17 protein-coding genes are annotated in these 19,418 nt (G+C 71.4%); 13 read left to right on the top strand and 4 right to left on the bottom strand.

Annotated elements, in window-relative coordinates:
• Positions 1-22: 22 nt before the first annotated feature.
• From DEJ17_RS13755 to DEJ17_RS13740, 4 genes are read left to right on the top strand one after another with little or no spacing between them, the layout of a single operon-like run.
• A complete protein-coding gene (locus tag DEJ17_RS13755; RefSeq protein WP_027467218.1) occupies positions 23-982 on the top strand; it encodes an ABC transporter permease in 960 nt (319 codons plus the stop codon).
• On the top strand, positions 979-1,872 hold the full coding sequence (locus DEJ17_RS13750; RefSeq protein ID WP_110894761.1) for an ABC transporter permease: 894 nt from the start codon (positions 979-981) through the stop codon (positions 1,870-1,872). The genes DEJ17_RS13755 and DEJ17_RS13750 overlap by 4 nt, the downstream gene beginning before the upstream one ends.
• Positions 1,872-3,557, top strand: coding sequence for an ABC transporter ATP-binding protein (locus DEJ17_RS13745; protein ID WP_110894759.1), 1,686 nt, complete (start codon positions 1,872-1,874; stop codon positions 3,555-3,557). Before DEJ17_RS13750 ends, DEJ17_RS13745 begins: the two co-directional genes overlap by 1 nt.
• Positions 3,554-4,477: an ROK family protein gene (locus tag DEJ17_RS13740; protein WP_181421208.1), complete on the top strand. Its 924-nt coding sequence runs from the start codon at positions 3,554-3,556 to the stop codon at positions 4,475-4,477. Before DEJ17_RS13745 ends, DEJ17_RS13740 begins: the two co-directional genes overlap by 4 nt.
• 14 nt (positions 4,478-4,491) lie before the next feature.
• On the opposite strand, the gene DEJ17_RS13735 is transcribed toward DEJ17_RS13740, so the two are convergent.
• Positions 4,492-5,214 (bottom strand): hypothetical protein, encoded by a 723-nt coding sequence (locus tag DEJ17_RS13735; protein WP_110894757.1) that lies wholly within the window; start codon positions 5,212-5,214, stop codon positions 4,492-4,494.
• Between the two features lie 122 nt (positions 5,215-5,336).
• Here DEJ17_RS13735 and DEJ17_RS13730 point away from each other — a divergent pair, with 122 nt between their 5' ends.
• The 3 genes from DEJ17_RS13730 (at position 5,337) to DEJ17_RS13720 (ending at position 12,045) form a co-directional block, all read left to right on the top strand.
• Complete coding sequence (locus tag DEJ17_RS13730; protein ID WP_181421206.1) at positions 5,337-6,623, top strand: HupE/UreJ family protein; 1,287 nt, start codon at positions 5,337-5,339, stop codon at positions 6,621-6,623.
• Positions 6,624-6,756: 133 nt separating this feature from the next.
• Positions 6,757-8,889 (top strand): Ig-like domain repeat protein, encoded by a 2,133-nt coding sequence (locus DEJ17_RS13725; protein ID WP_110894755.1) that lies wholly within the window; start codon positions 6,757-6,759, stop codon positions 8,887-8,889.
• A gap of 354 nt (positions 8,890-9,243) precedes the next feature.
• A complete protein-coding gene (locus DEJ17_RS13720) occupies positions 9,244-12,045 on the top strand; it encodes a hypothetical protein (protein WP_110894753.1) in 2,802 nt (933 codons plus the stop codon).
• A gap of 22 nt (positions 12,046-12,067) precedes the next feature.
• Here the strand turns inward: DEJ17_RS13720 and DEJ17_RS13715 are convergent, their stop codons facing one another.
• Positions 12,068-12,781: a GAF and ANTAR domain-containing protein gene (locus DEJ17_RS13715; protein ID WP_110894751.1), complete on the bottom strand. Its 714-nt coding sequence runs from the start codon at positions 12,779-12,781 to the stop codon at positions 12,068-12,070.
• A gap of 197 nt (positions 12,782-12,978) precedes the next feature.
• On the opposite strand from DEJ17_RS13715, the gene DEJ17_RS13710 reads away from it, so the two are divergent.
• From DEJ17_RS13710 to DEJ17_RS13695, 4 genes are all read left to right on the top strand, one after another.
• Positions 12,979-13,710, top strand: a complete 732-nt coding sequence (locus DEJ17_RS13710; protein ID WP_110894749.1) for a trypsin-like serine protease — start codon at positions 12,979-12,981, stop codon at positions 13,708-13,710.
• A gap of 164 nt (positions 13,711-13,874) precedes the next feature.
• Positions 13,875-14,762, top strand: a complete 888-nt coding sequence (locus DEJ17_RS13705; protein WP_110858568.1) for an SDR family oxidoreductase — start codon at positions 13,875-13,877, stop codon at positions 14,760-14,762.
• Positions 14,763-14,803: 41 nt separating this feature from the next.
• Positions 14,804-15,103 carry a Dabb family protein gene (locus tag DEJ17_RS17850; protein WP_181421204.1) on the top strand — a complete coding sequence of 100 codons (300 nt, stop codon included), beginning with the start codon at positions 14,804-14,806 and terminating at the stop codon, positions 15,101-15,103.
• A 156-nt stretch (positions 15,104-15,259) separates the two neighbouring features.
• A complete protein-coding gene (locus DEJ17_RS13695; RefSeq protein WP_110894745.1) occupies positions 15,260-15,667 on the top strand; it encodes a RidA family protein in 408 nt (135 codons plus the stop codon).
• 51 nt (positions 15,668-15,718) lie between these two features.
• Here the strand turns inward: DEJ17_RS13695 and DEJ17_RS13690 are convergent, their stop codons facing one another.
• Entirely contained in the window at positions 15,719-16,561 is an 843-nt protein-coding gene (locus DEJ17_RS13690; protein WP_110894743.1) for a helix-turn-helix transcriptional regulator, read from the bottom strand.
• A 101-nt stretch (positions 16,562-16,662) separates the two neighbouring features.
• Here DEJ17_RS13690 and DEJ17_RS13685 point away from each other — a divergent pair, with 101 nt between their 5' ends.
• A complete protein-coding gene (locus DEJ17_RS13685) occupies positions 16,663-17,346 on the top strand; it encodes an SDR family NAD(P)-dependent oxidoreductase (protein ID WP_110894741.1) in 684 nt (227 codons plus the stop codon).
• Positions 17,347-17,411: 65 nt separating this feature from the next.
• Here DEJ17_RS13685 and poxB read toward each other — a convergent pair whose 3' ends face one another.
• A complete protein-coding gene (poxB, locus tag DEJ17_RS13680) occupies positions 17,412-19,136 on the bottom strand; it encodes a ubiquinone-dependent pyruvate dehydrogenase (protein ID WP_110894739.1) in 1,725 nt (574 codons plus the stop codon).
• A 98-nt stretch (positions 19,137-19,234) separates the two neighbouring features.
• Between poxB and DEJ17_RS13675 the strand changes: the two genes are divergently transcribed.
• Positions 19,235-19,418: hypothetical protein (locus DEJ17_RS13675; protein WP_146239724.1), on the top strand; the 184-nt coding region annotated here is incomplete at its 3' end.

Genomic DNA, 19,418 nt, shown 5'->3' with positions numbered 1-19,418 from the left:
CAATCCGACCATCGGAAGCCGCATGACCACAGCTCTCTACCTCACCAGGCGCGTCCTGCAGGCGCTCGCGGTGATCCTCATCGTCACCGTCGTGGTGTTCTGCCTGCTGCACGCGCTGCCCGGCGGACCTGCCCGCGGCGTGCTCGGCGTCTCCGCGACCCCGACGCAGATCGCCCAGTTCAACCAGGCGCAGGGGCTCGACCAGCCGCTGCCCGTGCAGTACCTGCGGTTCCTCGGTCGTCTGCTCACGGGCGACCTCGGTACCTCGTACACGCTCAACGAGCCGGTCTCGCAGCTCATCGCCGAGCGCCTGCCGAAGACCCTCGTGCTCACCGGCATCTCCGCGGTGCTCGGACTCGTCGTCGCGATCCCGGTCGGGATGCTCCAGGCGGCCCGCCGCAACGGAGCGGTCGACTACGCGGCCACCGCCCTGGCGTTCGTCTTCTACTCGACGCCGGCGTTCTTCCTGGGCCTCGTCCTGATCATCGTCTTCAGCCAGCAGCTGCCGTGGCTGCCGTCCCAGGCACCGAGCGGCACCACCCTGGCAGAGGTGTTCCAGGACCCGGCCGGACTCGTGCTGCCCGTGGTGACCGGAGCCCTCGCGATGATCGCGGTGTTCAGCCGGTACATGCGCGCCTCGACGCTCGAGAACCTGCAGGAGGACTACGTCCGCACCGCCCGTGCCGGCGGCGCCTCGACCGCGACGATCCTGCGGCGGCACGTGTTCCGGAACTCGCTGACCCCGGTCGTGGCGATGCTCGGCTACTACCTGCCGGTGCTGTTCGGCGGTGCCCTGGTGACCGAGCAGCTGTTCAACTACCCGGGCATGGGGCTGCTGTTCTGGAACGCCGCGCAGTCGTCGGACTACCCGACGCTGCTCGGCTGCGTGCTCGTCATCTCCATCGCGACCGTCATCGGCACCCTGCTCGCCGACGTCGCACAGTCCTTGATCGACCCCCGAGTGAAGGCGAGCCGCGCATGACCGCCGTCCAGATGGCCCCCGAAGCGCCGGGCGCCCCCGTCACCGTCGCTTCCACCGGGTTCCGGCTCGCCGCACGCCGGTTCCAGGGCAACACCCTGGCCGTGATCGGCCTCGCCCTGATCGTCGTCATCGTGCTGTTCTGCTTCGTCGGCCCGTTCCTGTACCCGACCGACCAGACCCACACGCTGCTCGAGCAGGCCAACCAGGGCCCGAGCGCCGCGCACTGGCTCGGCACCGACGCCGTCGGCCACGACGTCCTCGGTCGTCTGATGTACGGCGGCAAGGTCTCGCTGATGGTCGGTATTGCCGCGGGGGTCCTGGCCACCGTCGTCGGCACGCTGTGGGGATCCGTCGCCGGGTACGTCGGCGGCTGGGTCGACGCCCTGATGATGCGCGTCGTCGACGCCGGCATCGCGATCCCGGCTTTGTTCATCCTGCTCGTCATCTCGGCGATCACGAACCCCGGGGTCGGTGGCCTCATCGTCATCCTCGGGCTGGTGTCGTGGCTCGTGCCGTCCCGCCTGATCCGCGCCGAGACCCTGACGCTCAAGAACCGCGACTACGTCCTCACCCTGCGCGCGATCGGCGGCTCGCACGCCCGCGCGATCGGCAAGCACCTGCTGCCGAACTCGGTGTCGACGATCGTCGTCGCGGCGACGTTCCAGGTCGCCGACGCGATCCTGCTGGTCGCCTACGTGTCGTACCTCGGGCTCGGCGTGCAGCCGCCCGCGACGGACTGGGGCGGCATGCTCTCGGCGGGTCTCACCGCCGCCTACTCCGGACGCTGGTGGCTCATCGTGCCGCCGGGTCTGGCCGTGATCCTGGTCGTCTGTGCGTTCAACGCGGTGGGCGACGGACTGCGGGACGCCTTCGACGTACGGGGACGCTGATGACGACCGAACCGATCCTCGAGACGACCGCCCTCGGCGTCTCCTTCAGCACCGAGTCCGGCACCGTCGACGCCGTGCGGGGGGTCTCCCTGTCGGTCGCCCCCGGCGAGACCCTCGCCCTGGTCGGCGAGTCCGGCTCCGGCAAGTCGACCGTGGCGCTCGCCGCGATGGGCCTGCTGTCCGGCAACGCGACCGCCATCGGCAGCGCCGTCGTCGCCGGCCACCAGGTGGTCGACGCACCAGAACCCTCGCTCCGAGCGCTGCGCGGCTCGACCGTCTCGATGGTCTTCCAGGAGCCCGCGACCGCCCTCGACCCGCTCACCCGCGTCGGTGTCCAGATCGCGGAGGTGATCCGGAACCACCGTGACGTCTCAACGTCCGCCGCCGCCGCCGAGGCCGTCGACCTGCTCCGCCGCGTCGGCATCCCGGACCCCGAGGCACGCACCCGGTCGTTCCCGTTCCAGCTGTCCGGGGGCCAGCGCCAGCGCGTGGTCATCGCGATGGCGATCGCGAACGCACCGAAGCTGCTCATCGCCGACGAGCCGACCACCGCCCTCGACGTGACCGTGCAGGCCGAGATCCTCGAGCTCCTCCGCGCGCTCGCCGTCGAGACCGGCACCGGCGTGCTGCTCGTCACGCACAACATGGGTGTCGTCGCGGACTTCGCCGACCGGGTCGCGGTCATGCTCCAGGGCGAGATCGTCGAGACCGGCGGGGTCGAGGACGTCCTGCTCCGCCCCGAGCACGAGTACACCAAGCGGCTCCTCGCCGCGGTGCCGCGGCTCGACGTGGCGGGGGACCGTCCGCCGGCTCCCGTCGCCGACACGGAGACCGAGCCGGTCGGGAGGCCCGGTGCGGCCCCGGTGGTCGACCTACGGGACGTCTCGGTGACGTTCGGGCGCGGGGCGCGCGCCGTCCACGCGCTCGCGGGCATCGACATCGCGGTGCACGCCGGTGAGACCGTCGGGCTGGTCGGCGAGTCCGGCTCGGGCAAGTCGACCGCGGCCCGGGTGGCGCTCGGGCTCATCAAGCCGACGTCCGGCACGGTGTCCCTGTTCGGGCAGGACCTGCGGACCGCGAAGGGCCGTGACCGCCGGGCCCTGCGGTCCGGCATCGGCGTCGTGCTGCAGGACCCGGTGGCGTCCCTCGACGCCCGGATGTCCGTGGCCGAGTGCATCGCGGAACCCCTCGCCGTGCACCGGCGCGGGATGTCCTCGGCCGACCGCCGTCGCCGCATCGACGAGGTGCTCGACGCGGTCCGACTGCCGCGGACCCTGGCGTCCCGTGCCCCGCGCGAGCTCTCCGGCGGGCAGCGGCAGCGGGTCTCGCTCGCCCGGGCGCTGGTGCTCGAGCCGCGGTTGCTCGTCGCCGACGAACCGACCTCGGCGCTCGACGTCAGCGTGCAGGAGACCGTGCTCGAGGTCCTCGGCGAGCTGCAGGACGACCTGGGGTTCGCGTGCCTGTTCGTCTCCCACGACCTGGCCGTCGTGCAGCACTTCGCCGAGCGCGTCGTGGTGATGCGCCAGGGCGTCGTCGAGGAGCAGGGCACCACCGGCACCACGCTCCTGCACCCCACCACGGACTACACCAGGCGGTTGCTCGCCGCGGTGCCGGTGCCCGACCCGTTGCTGCAACGCCGGCGTCGGGCCGAGCGCCTCGCCTCGCTCGCGGCGGTGACCGCGTGACGCGGGTGCTCGCCGGGGTCGACGTCGGCGGGACGAACACGAAGGTCGTGCTCACCACGCTCGACCTCGAGGTGGTCGACCGCGTCGACCTGCCAACGCCCGCCCACGCGGGCGGAGCGGCGATCGTGACGGCGGCCGTCGGGGCGGTGACGGGTCTGCTCGAGACGCACCGGGCCTCCTTGGCGGGTGTCGGGGTGGGCGCGGCCGGCGTCGTCGACCGGACCACGGGGACCGTCCTGGTGACGGGCAACTCATTCACCGGCTGGGCCGGGTACGGCGTGACCCGTGCGGTCTCCGAGGCCCTCGACGTCCCCGCGACCCTGGACAACGACGTCAACGCGTTCCTGCTCGGCGAGATCGCCACCGGCGCCGTCGTGGGGGAGTCCGACGTGCTCGGCATGACCCTCGGCACCGGTGTCGGCGGCGCGCTCGTGCTCGGCGGAGCGCTGTTCGCCGGGCCGCGCGGCGCCGCGGGCGAGATCGGGCACGTGCCCGGGTTCGGCGACGCTCGGTGCACGTGCGGACAGGTCGGACACCTCGAGACCATCGCGGGTGCACGCGGCATCGCCGACCGTTACGCCGAGCGCTCCGGGCGGATGCTCTCCGCACGGGACGTCGCCGTCGCCGCACGCGGTGGGGACGCCGACGCGGCCGCCGTCTTCGCGACGGCGGGGTGGGGCCTGGCCCGTGCCGCACTGCTGACCGCGGGGATTCTCGACGTCACCACCGTCCTGGTCGGCGGCGGGATCGCACGGTCCTGGGACCTGCTCGAACCGGCCATCACGGCGGCGATCGAGGCGGAACCGCCTGTCAGCGGGGCGACGATCCGGCTCGCGCAGTCGACGCTCGGGTCCGACGCCGTGGCACTCGGCGCGGCGGCGCAGGTGCGGGCCCGGGTGCTGGAGCCGGAGACCGCGTAGCGGGGGAACGCCGGTCAGGGCACCCAGACGACGATGCCGGTCAGGTCGTGGAGCACGGCCGCCAGTCCGGCGCGCAGGCCACGTGCCGCGCGGTCCTCGGTGAAGGTCTCGGGGTCGTAGTGGCTCGACGGACCGAGGCCCTCGCCGCGGAACCCGCCACCCGTCCAGTCCGCCGCCGTGACGTTCGACGTCGGCTCCGCGATCTCGGCGCCGACGACCAGGAACTGCTGGTGGAGCGCGGTCGGTGAGACGGCCGCGAGCGGATCGACCATGTGGTTGCCGACGGTGATGACCAGGTCGGGCTCGGCGTCGACGGCTCGCAGGACCGCGGCGATCCGGTCGTCGGGGCCCTTCGCCGACACGGGGGTGACGGTGACGTCCTCGTCCGCGGCCCACGACTCGACGGCGTCGAGCAGGGTCCGGGTCGGAGCGTCGGCGGCGTCACCCGCGTCGGAGAGCAGCACGACGTCGTAGCCGACGGGGGCGTGCACCCCGGACCACGAACCGGGCTCGGGGTGGATCGTGGCCTCGGGTGCCGGCGGCTGGTCGGGGTCGGAGAACCCGGTGCCCAGGACCCCGGCCGAGGCGTGCGCCGACGCGGTCGCCGTCGGGCCGGTGCCGGTGCCGCCGGTGGCGCCGTCCGACGCCCCGGAGCAGCCGGCCAGCAGGGCGGTGCCGGCCGTGGCGAGGGCGACGGCGGTGAAGAGGACGGTCGTCCGGGTGGCGGGGCGGATCACGGCACCATGCAAGCACGCCCGACGGCCGCCCCGGGCCGGTCGGGGGACCTGTCCAACACCCGTCCCGTTGCTGGTCACCGGCTGTTCACCTGCCGGTCGTCTGGGAGCCGGATCGTCTGCGCGTGCCCTCCGGAACCACCGCCGCGCTCCTGCGCGCCCGCCCTGCCCGCTCCTTACACCTGTTCGCGCTCGTCGCACGGGCCGTCGCCGCGCTCGTGCTGCTCGGGGTGGTCGTGATCGGCGTGCTCGCGGGCGCGGCACCGGCGTCGGCGCACGGCTTCAGCTCGGTGGTCCACGCCGACGTCACGTCCACGAAGCCGACGGTCGTGCAGGCGAAGCTCGGGCTCGAGTACGACCTGATGCTCGTCTCGGCGGCCACGAGCGAGCACGACGACGCGCTGCACGAGCAGGGGCAGCAGGCCTGGGACGACGGGGACTTCCCGGGGATGGTGACGGCTGCCGAGGCGCACACCGACGCGATCGGGAAGTACGTCTTCGACCGGTTCACGGTGACCGGAGCCGGCGGGCAGGCCTGCACGGGCACGCTCGACGACACCGTCACGGTCGACCTGCAGGACGAGGTGCCGTACGCCCACGTGACCGCGGACTTCACCTGCCCGGAACCGTCGGAGACGCAGTCCGGGCACGTGGTGTCGTCGGAGCTCTTCCCCGACGACGAGACCTTCGTGCGCGACACCAAGACGATCGTCACCTACGACGTCGACGACCGGACGGGTTCGGCCACCCTCGACGCCTCGCAGCGCACGTTCTCGACCGAGCAGTCGGCGGGTGAGCGCTTCTGGGAGTTCTTCCGTCTCGGCGCCGAGCACCTGCTGACCGGGATCGACCACATCCTGTTCCTCGTGGCGCTCATCGCCGGGTCGCGTCGCCTGCGCGAGGTCGTCTACACGGCGTCCGCGTTCACGATCGCCCACTCGATCACGTTCATCCTCGCCGCCCTCGGTGTGGTCAGCCCGCCCGCGATCGTCGTCGAGCCGCTCATCGCCCTGTCGATCGCCGCGGTCGCCGGCTGGTACCTGTGGCGGCTCTGGCGTCGTCGATCGCGGGCCGACGAGCTGGTGGTCGGCGAGCACGGACACTTCTCGCTCGACCGCGCCGGGTGGACCCGTCTGGCCGTCGTCTTCGCCTTCGGGCTCATCCACGGGCTCGGGTTCGCCGGGGCCCTGGGCATCCACGAGGCGTTCTCGTGGCAGCTGCTCGTCTCGCTCCTCATCTTCAACGTCGGCATCGAGGCCGTGCAGCTCGCGATCGTCGTGATCGTGTTCCCGCCGCTGTCGCTGTTGCGGCGGAAGGCGCACCGGGTGTCGCTCTGGGTGACCGGGGCCGTGACCGCCGGCGTGTTCGTGATGGGCATGATCTGGTTCGTCGAACGGTTGGCGGCGGGCTGACCCGTCCGTCGGCTGTGCGCACGCGTTCGTTCCTGAACAGCGACGAACCGTCACTCAGCGTTCACCAAGACGTTTTGCAGTGCATGCAGAGTCTTCCGTGCTGCACCATCCCACGTCTGAGAAACGGACCCACATGAGTCTCCTGTCCGGCGCCACTACCCGGCGCAGAACCACCACCCTCCGCGTCTGCGGAGCCGTCCTCGGGGCCGCGCTCATCGCCGGCGCCTCGATGGTCGGCACGAACGCCGCCACCGCGGCGACGAACACCCCCACCACCAACATCTCCACCGGGGGCCCGATCCACATCCTGCTCGGCGTCGGCGCGACCGAGAGCCAGCGCATCGCTTCGTGGTACTTCCCCACGAACGTCGCGCAGTCGCTCGAGATCCAGAAGACCGCGTCCATGACGGGCGGTGTCTTCACCGACGCCAAGAAGACGATCGACGCCTCGGAGGCCGCGAACACCGCCGCCGACACGAGCGCGACCGACTCGAACACCAAGGGCATCGCGGGCATCGCCGCCGAGTCGGGCTACATCAACGCCCACGCGACGATCTCGGACCTCGAGCCGAACACCTCGTACACGTACCACGTCGGTGCGGCGGACGGCTCGGCCTGGTCCGCGTCGTACACGTTCACGACGAAGAGCTTCTCCGGCGACTTCGACTTCCTGTTCTTCGGTGACCCGCAGATCGGTTCGTCGGGCTTCACCGACGACGACGGCGCGGGCTGGGCGGACACGCTCAAGTACGCCACGTCGACCGAGCCGGACGCCGAGCTCTTGGTCTCCGGTGGCGACCAGGTCGAGCACGCCAACAACGAGTACGAGTGGGGCGCGTTCGCCGACAGCAGCGACGTGCTGAAGCGCTACCCGTGGGCCTCGACCATCGGCAACCACGACGTGGGCGGCAAGGCCTACGAGCAGCACAACCAGGTGCCGAACTCCCTCAAGGTGCCGGACTTCTACCCGGGTGGCAACACCACCGCGAACTCGGGTGGCGACTACTGGTACATGTACAAGGGCGTCCTGTTCATCGACATCAACTCGAACGCCTACGCGGCCGGATCGGACGCTGCCCACGTGAACTACGTGCGCGACGTCATCACCCGTCACGGCGACGACGCGAAGTGGACCACGCTGGTCTACCACCACTCGATCTACTCGCCGGCCGACCACGCGAACGACCGTGACAACCAGCAGCGCCGGTTCGACTTCACGCGTTCGTTCTCGGACATGGGTGTCGACCTCGTCCTGCAGGGTCACGACCACTCCTACTCGCGCAGCTACGCGATCAAGAACGGCAAGAAGGCCAACGGCAACGAGCAGCCCGCTGCTCCCGAGGTCTTCTCCGGCCCCGGCGGCGTCATCTACATGACGGCGAACTCGGCCTCCGGCTCGAAGTACTACGACCTCACCACCCCGGACGCAACCCAGGGCTACGGCGCGGACCCGCTCGACCCCACCGGTCAGCGTCACTTCGCCAACTCGGTCGAGAACCAGGAGCACGTCCGCACCTTCGTGAAGGTGTCGGTCACCGACGACAAGCTCGCCGTCGAGAACATCCGCGCCAGCGACTGCACCACGCTCAACTCGGCGGTGCAGCACGGCAAGGTGGACAGCTGCGGCGTGACCCTCCAGCCGACGGCCACCGCCGACCCGGCTGCGATCGGCTCGACGGTCGACAAGTTCGACCTGCACGCCACGCTGCCCACGACGACCACCACGCTCACCGCGTCGGCCGCCGAGCAGACCTACCGCACCGCCAAGCCGGCCACGGTCACCGCGACCATCGCCGGTGGCATCGGCACCCAGCAGGGCACCGTGACGTTCAAGGACGGCACCAAGGTCCTCGGCACCGCCCCGGTCAAGGGCGGCGCGGCCAGCATGACCCTGCCGAGCACGCTCGCCATCGGCAAGCACGCGGTCACGGCTTCGTTCGTCAACGCGGACCCGGTCTACTCGGGAACGAACTCGAAGACGGCGAAGGCCATGACGGTCACCGTCGAGAAGGCCCCGTCCCGCACCGCCATCAAGTACAGCGGCGGCAAGGCGACCGTCCAGGTGAAGGCCACCGGCATCAGCGTCGACGGTACCGCCCGGATCTACCAGGGCTCGAAGCGCCTCGCCACCGTCACGGTGAAGAACGGCGTGGTCACCACCAAGCTCCCGCTGAAGAAGGGCACGCACAACCTGCACGCCGTCTTCGCCGGGACCTCGGAGCTGACCACGAGCACCAGCCCGACCATCGCGGTCGTCATCAAGTAGCACCCGGCACCAGCAAGGGCCCCGCGATCTCGATCGCGGGGCCCTTCGCCGTGTGGGCCGGGGGTGCGCCGCGCGACCCGGGTCGCCCTCCTGGCTCGTCGAGGACGACCTGGTCGTCGCACCGCCGGACGTGAACTCGGTCTCGCCCGGGCCGGCACGGCCGGCGGCATCCGGCACACGGTGCCGGGCCGGGGGTACTACTCGCCCGGCACCCGGCCGTCGCACCCGTGCGGACCCTCAGGGACTGAGCCGCCACCTCATCCTCCAGGACGATCCGCGGCGAGCAGCGCGCTCCCTACTGTTGGCGACGGAGCGTGCGGAGGCGCATGCCCGTCGCACCAGGGGAGATCCGACGTGAACCGTTCGCCGAGGCGCCGTTCCACCATCGCGCTGCAGATCGCGTGTTCGACACTCATCGCCGGGGCGCTCGCCGTCTCCGGCACGATCGCGGCGTTGCCGGCCACGGCCGCTCCGGGTGACGGGTCCACCGCCGCGACGGGGACGACCACGATCACGACCACGGGCACGCCCGTCGCGCAGGGTGACGACTGGACGGTCACGCCGACCGACGGCGGGTACACCGTCGTCCTGACCCTCGCCGATCCCCTGCCGCTCCGTGCGGCGGCCCCCGTCCTGCTCGTGGACGGTGCCGACATCGGCGTCGCGCAGACGAGCCTCGACCAGCGGCAGCTGACGGTCACCACGACCGACCCCGCGGTCGCCGATGCCCGCAGCGTCGAGCTCGGCTGGACGGGCGAGGCCGACCTGCAGGGCAACCGGCAGGCCGCCACCGCGCCGCAGACGGTCGCGCCGAGCGAGGCCCCGGCACCCCTGACCGACGACCCGGCGGCCGCGGGCCAGTACGCGGTCACCCGGGCCGACTACGACCTGGGCAACGAAGCCGAGACGATCAAGGGCTTCGGTCGCAAGGGTGAGGTGCGTGCCGCGGTCTTCGTGCCGAAGGACGCCCCGGGCAAGCGTCCGGTCGTGGTGTTCCTGCACGGCCGCCACGAGGCCTGCTACGGCGGCACGTACAACCCGAAGGCGTGGCCGTGCGGGAAGGGACAGACCGACATCCCGAGCTACCTCGGCTACAACGCAGCGGCGACCGCGCTGGCGAGCCACGGCAACGTCGTCGTGTCGATCTCCGCGAACGCGATCAACGCCCTCGACGGCAGCTACTCGGACGACGGCGGAGCGGTGGCCCGCGGGCAGCTCGTCCTCGACCACCTCAGCCTGCTGCAGCGGGCGGACGCCGGACAGGAGCCCCGGCTCTCGCCGCTGCTCACCGGCAAGCTCGACCTGCAGGACGTCGGCCTCATGGGCCACTCGCGCGGTGGTGACGGCGTGGTCCGCGCGGCCCTGCTCAACACGCAGCGCACGAACCCCTTCGGCATCCGTGCCGTCCTGCCCCTGGCGCCGACCGACTTCGGGCGCATGACCCTGCCGGACACCGACACGGCGGTCGTCCTGCCGTACTGCGACGGCGACGTGTCCGACCTGCAGGGTCAGCACTTCTACGACGACTCCCGCACCGCCTTCGGGGACGACGTGCTGCGGTCCTCGGTCCTGGTAATGGGTGCGAACCACAACTTCTTCAACACGACGTGGACGCCGGGCAAGTACGCGAAGGCGTCGTCGGACGACTGGTACGACGAGTCCGACGCGGTCTGCGGGGCGAAGGCGAAGCGCACCACGAGGCTGTCGTCCGACCAGCAGTACGCCGTCGGCACGAGCCTGATCAGTGGCTTCTTCCGCCTGACGCTCGACGGTGAGCAGCAGTTCCTGCCGATGTTCGACGGCACCAACCGCCAGCCCGCCGCCCTGGGCGCGGCCGACATCCGGGTGAGCGCCTCCCAGCCCGGCGCGAGCCGGAGGGACCTCGCCCTGTTCGACACCGCGAACCCGGCGATCACCACGACCGGTGCCCTGACGGCGAAGACCTGCGCGAGCTCCGGCTCCCTTCCCGCGAAGCAGGTCCTGCCGGCGTGCGTCTCGATCTCGTCCAACGCCCCGGACTACACCCCGGCCTACCTGGCGTCGTCGGTGCCGGCCACTCCCGCCCTGCATGTCTCGCCCACCAAGGCGGCGACCGGCGGCCAGGTGCACGTCCCGGTGGCTCCGGCGGCCGGTGACTTCACCGGGTTCCAGGCGCTGTCGCTCCGCCTCACCCCGGACGACACCGCGACGACGAACGCGAACGTCTCGATCACCCTCCGCGACGCGACCGGTGCCGTGGCGACCCGACGTCTGTCCGACACCAGCCGTGCCGGACAGCTGCTGCCCGGTACCCGGATGGCCCCGCGCAAGACGATCCTGCAGCAGGCGCGCATCCCCCTCGACACGTACACCGGCGTCGACCTGACGTCGGTGCGCGAGGTGACCATCGACGTCCCGCAGAAGAGCGGCGGGGTCCTGCTGAGCGACCTGTCGCTCGTGCCCGCTGCCACCCTCGGTACCCCGGTGGTCACGAAGCGTCCGGCCGCACGCATCGCGGACCGGTTCGTCGACGAGGGCCGCACCCGCACGGTGGTCCGAGCAGCGGTCGTGCTCTCCCGACCGGCCGAGCAGGCCACGACGGTGTACTTCGACCTCGACCAGGCGTACGACGGGCGCATCCGTCCGGCGGTGCAGCCCGTCGCGTTCCAGCCCGGCGAGGTCTGCCGCGCGGTGGCCGTCTCGGTGAACGGTGACCGCACCCCGTCGTTCTCGCGGACGTCGGACTACGCGATGACGCTCAGCAACACCCGAGGCGGGTCGGTGATCGGTGATTCGATCGGCACGATGCGCATCCGCGAGGACGACGGCGTGCGCAGCGTGGACGGACGGTCGACCGCGTCCGCTCCGGCGGTCGGGACCCCCGGTGACGCGTGTGCCGAGGCGCAGGCGACCAGCACGGCGATCGCCGTGACGCCGACGAGCAGTCGGAAGGGTGCCAAGGTCGCGATCTCGGCGACGGGGTTCCGTGCCGGCGAGTCCGTCACCGTCAGCGTCGACGGCGGTCGGGCCACCCGCACGACGGCCAACGCCGACGGCAAGGTCCGCTTGAAGATCACGGGGACGGTGGCGGCACTGGCACCGGGCGCGCACGTGGTGCATGCCCGCGGGTACGGATCGGACCAGCGGGCGCGGGGCACCTTCACGACGACGAAGTAGTGCGCACCCTCGGCAGCACCGTTCAGCCGGTGCTGCCGAGGTCGGCGCCGCGGTGCACGACGTCGTCTGCCAGGGCCCGGATCCCGCGGCCCGCACCGGCAGCAGCACGCCGCAGGACCTGGAACGCCTCGTCCATCCGGATGCCCCGGCGGTAGGCCAGAGCACCCTTTGCCTGCTCCAGGAGCACCCGGGCCTCGAGCGCGTCCTCGATCTGGTCCTCGATCGTGACCGACGCCCCGCGGTCGCGCTGTCGCACGAGGACAGCCGAAGCCGCGTCGGCGAGCAGCTGCATCAGCACGACGTCCTGGTCACTGTGCCCGCGGGTGTGGTCGGCGAAGATGCACAGCGAGCCCATGGTCCGGTCCCGCAGGAGGATCGGTTCGGCGAACGTGCCCTGGAGCCCGCGTTCGCGCATCGTCGCCGAGAACGCCGGCCACTCCGTCTCGTGCGTGGACACGTCGGGCACGTCGATGGTCGTGCCGGTCCGGTAGCAGTCGAGGCACGAGCCCTCGTTCGTACCGAGCTGCGCTTCTTCGGCCTCGCTGCTGCGTTCGCTCGTCGAAGCGATGACCTGCAGCACACCGGACCGGTCGGCGAGCACGATCCCCGCTTCCGTCGCCGAGGTCCCCTCGACGCACGCCGCGATGACACGGTCCATGGCGTCGAGCACCTCGAGGTCCGGGTCCAGGGTCGGCACCAACCGATCCGGCAGGTCGATCGCGTCACTGGTCGTCATGCTTCGACGCTACGACCAGACCGATGGCGCACGACTCAGCCAGTTCGCGTACCGGACGACCGCCCGATGCCCGTGACGACCCTTCCGCAAGCCGCGTCCGTCGAAGTGCGGACTGGTGCGACCCCTGAACAGGGGTCAGGATGACGCATCGGTTGCACAACGCAACTGGCAGGTGCTTCACCGACAGAGGAGTCGTCATGAAGAAGTCCATCGCAGCCGCGTTCGCCGCGGTCGCCGTCGTCACCGCCGGCGTCTTCGCCGCGTCGCCCGCTTCCGCGCTGCCCGTCAGCACGAAGGTCGTCGGCGGCGAGAAGGCCCCCACCACCTCGTGGGCGGTGCAGCTCGAAGCCTCCGGTGGCAGCATCCCCTCCGGTTACGTCAGCAACTGCACCGGCGAGCAGCTCAACGCCTCGTGGATCCTCACCGCCCGGCACTGCATCGACGGCATCGGCGCGATGAACGTCTACCACTCCAACTCCACCGTCAACCGCGGCACGGCCGTCGCCGTCGACCGCGTCAGCGCCTCGCCGGCGGGTGACATCGCGCTCGTGCACCTGCGGACCGCCTACTCGCTGTCCACCTACGCACCCCTCGACCTCACCGCGACGGCCAAGTCGAGCGGCACCGGCACCATCCAGGGCTACGGCCTGCGCGCGAACGCGACCCAGTCCGACGGCCTGTACCAGGCCACCGTCTCGCTCACCGGCGCGAGCACCGACGCCTTCAACGGTCGTGCCCAGCACCTCACCGGCGTGACCGGTGCCTCGAACCACGGTGACTCGGGCGGACCGCTGCTCGTCAACGGCAAGGTCGTCGCCGTCTGCTCCACCGGCGACAACGCCGACCCGGGCGCCAACACCAGGGCCGGCTCGAACTACGCCCTGCTGTCGCAGGCCTCGTCCTGGATGCGGACCACGGCCGGCGTCTGAACCACCTGACGGACTGGAGGCGCGGTGCGGGCCCGCACCGCGCCTCCAGTCCGTCACCGCCCGTCTCCAGAACCCGGGTCGCCTGCTCGGTGTCCGTCAACCCACCAGGTGTCCGTGACCCACCAGCTGAGCGACCGTGCGGGCGCTGCGACGACAGTGGGGCCATGAGCCAGTACGAGAAGCGCGATCCGAACACCCTCTACCCGGCACCGCCGTACCCGAAGCAGGAGCAGTCACTGCCGGGTGCCGCGTGGAAGATGGACCCGAAGCCCGACCACGGCGAGGAGAGCTACGTCGGGCTCGGACGGCTGAAGGGGTACCGCGGCATCGTCACCGGTGCCGACTCCGGCATCGGCCGTGCCGCCGCCATCGCGCTGTCACGCGAAGGCGCCGACCTGGTGCTCTCGTACCTGCCAGACGAGCAGGAGGACGCGGAACAGGTCCGCGACCTGCTCGAGTCCGAGGGCCGTCGCGCCGTGCTGTTCCCCGGGGACATCTCCGACGAGCAGTACTGCACCGACCTGGTGCAGAAGGGCGTCGACGAGTTCGGCGGCCTCGACACCCTGGTCATGGTCGCGGGGCGCATGGAGAGCAACGAGGACATCCTCACGCTCGACACGTCGATGTTCGACTCCACCTTCAAGACCAACATCTACTCGCTGTTCTGGCTGACCAAGGCCGCGGTGCCGCATCTCGAGCCCGGGTCGACCATCGTGACGACCGGTTCGATCCAGGCGTCGACGCCATCGCCGGACAAGATCGACTACGCCGTGTCGAAGGGCGCGATCAAGCTCTTCACCGAGGCCGTCGCGCAGCAGCTCGCGCCGAAGGGCATCCGTGTGAACTCCGTCGCCCCGGGGCCGGTGTGGACGCCGCTGCAGCCGGGCTCCGACGACGCCGAGACGGTGTCGCACTTCGGCGAGAGCTCGCCGTTCGGCCGCCCCGGGCAGCCCGCCGAGCTCGGCGCCGCCTACGTGCACCTGGTCAGCCCGGAGTCGAGCTACCAGTCCGGTTCGACGATCACGATCGCGGGCGGGACGCCGGCGTTCTGATCTGGCGTTCTGGCGTTCTTGCGTTCGAGGAAGGGGACCACGTGTCCGGAGTGACGCACACCGTGCTGGTCGAGTGGGCCGGGGAGGACCGGTCGTCCGAGGCGTCGGCCCTGTCGCGCGAGCACCTGCCACGGATCGAGGGGGTCGAGGCGGTGCAGTCCGGCACGAGCGTGAGCACCGAGGGGCTGGAGGGCGGGTTCCACTGGATGCTCGTCGTCCGGTTCCGCGATCGTGCCGCGCTCGCCGGGTACCTGCCGCACCCGGAGCACCGGCCGGTGGCCGAGTTCATCGGTGCGGCGAGTGCCCGGGTCGTCGTGTTCGACGTCGAGGACGTGGACTGATCGCTGCGGCCGGGTCCGGCGTCGTGGACGGGTCGGGTGCCTGGGACCGGACCTGCTCGGCCGCGAGCAGCCCGAGGAGCGCCAGGGCATCCGTGTCGGGCGAGCCGACGGGGGCTTGACGGCAAGCCGCTCGAACCTGCTGGCAGGATGACGGGCATGGCCAGCGCTGTCCGTCTCATCCGGTCCGACGTCCTGAGCGACGTGGCGCAGTACGCGTACGCGTCCACCCTGCCGGCTGGGACGCGGCTCGTGTTCCTCGCCGGGGCCTGCCCGCTCGCCCCGGACGGGTCGACCGTCGCGGTCGGGGACCACGCGGGCCAGGCCGCCAGGTGCATCGAGACCATGCAGGAGGCGCTGCGTGCGGCAGGTGCCTCCATCGAGGACGTCGTGAGCACCCGGGTGCTCGTGGCGTCCTCGCGGCAGGCCGATCTCGTCACCGCCTGGCAGGTGGTCCGCGATGCCTTCGGCACGCACGACGTGCCGAGCACCCTGCTCGGGGTCACTGTGCTCGGGTACGACGACCAGCTGGTCGAGATCGAAGCCGTCGCGGCCGTCGCCGACTGAAGCCGGCGGGGTCGCTGCGGACCCGCACCGCACAACCACGGTGACTTCGCCTCACTCCACCAACGACTGCGTCCCGACCACGATCGCCAGCGCCAGGCGCTCCGCGTCCACCGATCCGGGCTCGGCCGTGTACGCCAGGATCCGCAGGTCCTCCGGCCCGACGACCAGGGTGTCGCAGTCGAGCGTGATCAGTCCGACACCCGGGTGGTCGATCACCTTCCGGCGGGCGGTCTCGCCGAGCGCGGTCGCGCCCGAGTCCCACAGCTCCACGAACCGCGGGCTCGCCGCCCGCAGGTCACGTACGAGCTGCTGCAGCTGGCGGTCGAGCGGGTAGCGGGCCGCGGTCATCCGGAGCCCTGCCACCAGGTTCGCCTCGAACGCCGCCTGCTCCTCGGGCGTGTGCACGGCTCGGCTGCCGGAGCCGACCAGGTGCCGCCACGTCGTGTTCCGGTCGTTCCCGCGCAGTGCCCCGATCGGCCCCATCAGTGCGTCGTACGGGGCGTTGGCGACGAGCAGGTTCCCGGCGGCGTCGAGCACCGCGACCGGGGTGTCCGCCAGTCGGTCGAGCAGTCGCTGCACGCTCGGCGGGATCCGCGACGGCACCACGTCGGCGCCCGGGACCGCGTGCCCGGCGAGCCGGTAGAGCAGCTCGCGGTCGGCATCGGCAACCCGCAGCGCGCGCGCGAGCGCCTCGACGACCTGGGCGGACGGCGAGGTCGCCCGCCCCTGCTCGAGCCGGGTCAGGTAGTCGGCCGAGATCCCCGCGAGCTGCGCCAGTTCCTCGCGCCGGAGCCCGGCCGCCCGCCGACGCGGCCCGACGACCACGCCCGCAGCCTCGGGGGAGACGTGGTCGCGCAGCCGCCGCAGGGTGTGCCCGAAGTCCGTGTCCGCCATGTCCCCAGTCTGCGCGCGACGAGCGAGCGCGTCCTGGCCCTGCCGGTCCTACGACAACCGGGCGACTCCCTGCGGGCAGCACCGAGCGCGACGCTGGTCCCATGACAACGACACTCATCACCGGGGCCACCCGCGGCCTCGGCAAGGAAACCGCCCGCCAGCTCGTCGAGGCGGGCCACACCGTCTGGATCGGCGCCCGCGACGTCGACCAGGGCGCCGCCGTCGCCACCGAGATCGGCGCCCGCTCCGTCCAGCTCGACGTCCGCGACGACGACTCGGTCGCCGCGGCGTTCGCCCACGTCGACGCGAACGGCGGCCTCGACGTGCTGGTCAACAACGCCGGCATCGCCGTCTGGGGACAGAGCGGCCCCGAGGCACTCGCCGTCTTCGACACGAACGCCGTCGGCACGATCCGCGCGACCGAGGCCGCGCTGCCGCTCCTGCGTCGCTCCGCGAACCCGATCGTGGTGAACCTGTCGAGTGCGCTCGGCTCCTTCACCGCCACCCACGACCCGTCGAAGCCCGCGTTCACCGTGCCGGCCGTGGTCTACGGCGCGTCCAAGGCCGCCGTCTCGATGCTGACGGTGCAGTACGCGCGCGTCGTGCCCGAGGTGCACTTCGTCGCGATCGAGCCCGGCTACACGGCCACCGAGTTCGGTGGCATGCCGAACCCGCACGGTCGCCCCGTCGAAGTCAGCGCCGCGACGATCGCGGCCGCCGCGAGCGCGGGCCCGGACGGCCCCACCGGCGTGTTCCTGGAGGACGGCCAGACGCTCGGGTGGTGACGAAAGGACGGACTGGAGGCGCGGTGCCAGCTGGCACCGCGCCTCCAGGCCGTCGTCCGGTCGCTCTACAGCAGCTGCCGCGCGTTGGTGGACGCGAGGTCCAGCAGCTCGTCGCCGCGACCCGACAGCACCGTGCGGATGGCGTAGAGCGTGAAGCCCTTCGCCTGCTCGAGCGTGACCGCCGGGGGCATCGAGAGTTCCTGGCGGTTCGCGCGGACCGACACGAGCGCGGGACCGTCGTGCGCGAGCGCGGCGGCCATGGCGTCCTCGAAGTCGTCGGACACGTCGACGTGGAACCCCTTGATGCCGATCGCCTCAGCGACGGCGGCGAAGTCCGGGTTCTGCAGCTCGGTGCCGTAGCTCACGAAGCCGGCGGCCTTCATCTCGAGCTCGACGAAGTTGAGCGACGAGTTGTCGAACACGACGATCTTCACCGGGAGCTTGTTCTGCACGATCGTGATGAGCTCACCGAGGAGCATCGTCAGCCCGCCGTCACCGGCAAGAGCGATCACCTGCCGGTCCGGGAACGCCGTCTGCGCACCGATCGCCTGCGGGACGGCGTTCGCCATCGTGCCGTGCACGAACGAGCCGATCAGTCGGCGCTTGCCGTTCATGGTGAGGTAGCGCGAGGCCCAGACGACGGGGGAGCCGACGTCGGGGATGAAGACGGCGTCCTCGGCGGCGAGCCGGTCCAGCACCCGGGTGACGTACTGCGGGTGCAGCGGCTTCTTCCGGCCTGCGGGCACGGCCAGGTCGTCGAGCTTCTCGCGGGTCTTCCGGTAGTGCCCCCGCGAGTCCTCCAGGTGCTTCGTCGGGTGCGAGCCGGTCAGCAGCGGGAGGAGCGCGATGGCGGTGTCCTTGACGGTGCCGACCAGCCCGATGTCGACGGGGTGCCGCCGGCCGAGCTGCGAGCCACGGATGTCGACCTGCACGTGCTTCGCCTCGGCGGGGAAGAACTGCTGGTACGGGAAGTCCGTGCCGAGCATGAGCACGACGTCGGCGTCCTCCATCGCGCGGTACCCGGACGAGAAGCCGAGCAGCCCGGTCATGCCGACGTCGTACGGGTTGTCGTACTCGATGTACTCCTTGCCGCGCAGCGCGTGCACGATCGGGGCCCGCAGTCGCTCGGCCAGGGCGACGACCTCGTCGTGGGCGTCCGCGACGCCGGCTCCGGCCAGGATCGTGATCCGGTCGGCACCGTTCAGCAGGTCGGCGGTGCGCTGCAGCTCGGACTCGCTCGGCACGATGCGCGGCGTGGTCCGCTCGATGCGGGTGACCCGGTCGTCCTTCGCCTCGGCGAGCAGCACGTCGCCGGGGATCACGAGCACCGCGACGCCGCGCTTCTCGATCGCCTCGCGCATCGCGATCTCGAGCAGGCGTGGCATCTGCACCGGGTCGGCGACGTACTCGACGTAGACGGAGCACTCGCGGAACAGCTCCTGCGGGTGGGTCTCCTGGAAGTAGCCGGAGCCGATCTCCGCCGTGGGGATGTGCGCGGCGATCGCCAGCACCGGCACCCGCGAACGGTTCGCGTCGTACAGGCCGTTGATCAGGTGCAGGTTGCCGGGTCCGCAGCTGCCGGCGCAGACGGTCAGGTCACCGGTCAGGGCGGCCTCGGCAGAGGCGGCGAACGCGGCCGCCTCCTCGTGACGGACGTGCTCCCACCGGATCGTGCCGTCCTTGCGCAGGGCGTCGGTGAAGCCGTTCAGGGAGTCCCCGGGCAGACCGTAGACGCGGTGGATGTCGTTGGCCCGGAGGGTGGCGACGATGTTCTCGGCAACGGTTGACATGCTTCCGTCCTACTCGCGCCCGCTGCGCTGAACGCTTTCGGATCATCGTGAGGCCCGCTCGCCCCTGCCTGTCGAGCTTGGGCTGCGACGATGACCGGATGACCGACGATGCGCCGCTCCTCCGTCCCCGCCGACGGGAGCCCGTCGCGTACGGGATCCTCGAGCGCTCGCCGTACCCGCTCGTCTCGGTGGCGATCGCCGTCATCGCGGTCGTCGTCATCACCATCGTCGGGTTCACCCTCGGCACCGTGGACCTCGGATGGTCCGAGGCCCTGAACGCGC

Source organism: Curtobacterium sp. MCSS17_011, from assembly GCF_003224275.1.
GTDB lineage: Bacteria > Actinomycetota > Actinomycetes > Actinomycetales > Microbacteriaceae > Curtobacterium.
This window is presented reverse-complemented; position numbering and strand designations above follow the sequence as displayed.

Coding starts and splice junctions, on each gene's coding strand:
- DEJ17_RS13755 (WP_027467218.1), top strand. CDS start 23: ATGACCACAGCTCTCTACCTCACCAGGCGCGTCCTGCAGGCGCTCGCG.
- DEJ17_RS13750 (WP_110894761.1), top strand. CDS start 979: ATGACCGCCGTCCAGATGGCCCCCGAAGCGCCGGGCGCCCCCGTCACC.
- DEJ17_RS13745 (WP_110894759.1), top strand. CDS start 1,872: ATGACGACCGAACCGATCCTCGAGACGACCGCCCTCGGCGTCTCCTTC.
- DEJ17_RS13725 (WP_110894755.1), top strand. CDS start 6,757: ATGAGTCTCCTGTCCGGCGCCACTACCCGGCGCAGAACCACCACCCTC.
- DEJ17_RS13715 (WP_110894751.1), bottom strand. CDS start 12,781: ATGACGACCAGTGACGCGATCGACCTGCCGGATCGGTTGGTGCCGACC.
- DEJ17_RS13710 (WP_110894749.1), top strand. CDS start 12,979: ATGAAGAAGTCCATCGCAGCCGCGTTCGCCGCGGTCGCCGTCGTCACC.
- DEJ17_RS13705 (WP_110858568.1), top strand. CDS start 13,875: ATGAGCCAGTACGAGAAGCGCGATCCGAACACCCTCTACCCGGCACCG.
- DEJ17_RS13695 (WP_110894745.1), top strand. CDS start 15,260: ATGGCCAGCGCTGTCCGTCTCATCCGGTCCGACGTCCTGAGCGACGTG.
- DEJ17_RS13690 (WP_110894743.1), bottom strand. CDS start 16,561: ATGGCGGACACGGACTTCGGGCACACCCTGCGGCGGCTGCGCGACCAC.
- DEJ17_RS13685 (WP_110894741.1), top strand. CDS start 16,663: ATGACAACGACACTCATCACCGGGGCCACCCGCGGCCTCGGCAAGGAA.
- poxB (WP_110894739.1), bottom strand. CDS start 19,136: ATGTCAACCGTTGCCGAGAACATCGTCGCCACCCTCCGGGCCAACGAC.